General features: G+C 68.8%; 2 protein-coding genes. Both read left to right on the plus strand.

Annotated features, from left to right (window positions below):
- On the plus strand, positions 1-531 hold a 531-nt coding region (locus tag G7A99_RS20965; protein ID WP_163143836.1), incomplete at its 5' end, for a CbbQ/NirQ/NorQ C-terminal domain-containing protein.
- Between the two features lie 47 nt (positions 532-578).
- Positions 579-1018: cytochrome c (locus G7A99_RS20970; protein ID WP_163143838.1), on the plus strand; the 440-nt coding region annotated here is incomplete at its 3' end.

The following is a 1018-nucleotide window of genomic DNA, read 5'->3' on the forward strand; positions in this document are numbered from 1 at the left end:
CTGACCCGCGCGGTGCGCGAGGGCGGGATCTGCTACCTCGACGAGATCATCGAGGCGCGCAAGGACACCACCGTGGTGCTCCATCCCCTCGCCGATGACCGCCGGGTGCTGCCGCTGGACGCCACCGGCGAGCTGATCGAGGCCCACCCGGACTTCCTGCTGGTGGTCTCGTACAACCCCGGTTACCGCAACCTGATGAAGGGCCTGAAGCCGAGCACGCGGCAGCGCTTCGTGGCCCTGTCCTTCGGCTACCCCGACGCCGCCGCGGAGCGGCAGATCGTCGCCCGGGAAGCGGGGATCGACACGGCACGGGCGGAGCAGCTCGTGCGCTTGGCCACGGACCTGCGACGCCTCGACGGTCACGACCTCGAGGAGGCCGCCTCCACCCGGCTGCTGGTCCACGCGGCCCGGCTGATCGCCCGGGGCGTGGCACCGCTCGCGGCCTGCCGCGCCTGCCTGGCGGAGCCGCTGAGCGACGAGCCCGCCGCCCTGGAGGCGCTGATGGATGTCGTCGGCGCCCACCTCGGCTGACCCCGCGGACCGGAACACCGCTTTCTCAACCTTCAGGGGGACATTCGATGTCGGAACGTTTTACCAAGGGCATGGCCCGAAACATCTACTACGGGGGGAGCCTGTTCTTCATCCTCCTGTTCCTGGGACTCACCTTCGATACGGTGACGGCGCTGCCCGACCGCGAGAATCGCGCGGGGCTGACCGATACCGTTGCCGAGGGCAAGGAGGTGTGGGAGCAGAACGACTGCATCGGCTGCCATACCCTGCTCGGCGAAGGTGCCTACTTCGCCCCCGAGCTCGGCAACGTCTTCGAGCGCCGTGGCAACGGCAACGAGGCCGCGTTCAAGGCGTACCTCAACGCCTGGATCAACGCCCAGCCCACCCAGGCCCCGGGCCGTCGGCAGATGCCGCAGTTCAATCTCTCCGACCACGAGATCAACGCCCTCGCGGAGTTCCTGATCTGGACCTCGCGCATCCGCAACAACGACTGGCCGCCGAACGTCGA

The sequence above is a fragment of the Arhodomonas sp. KWT genome, from assembly GCF_010993615.1.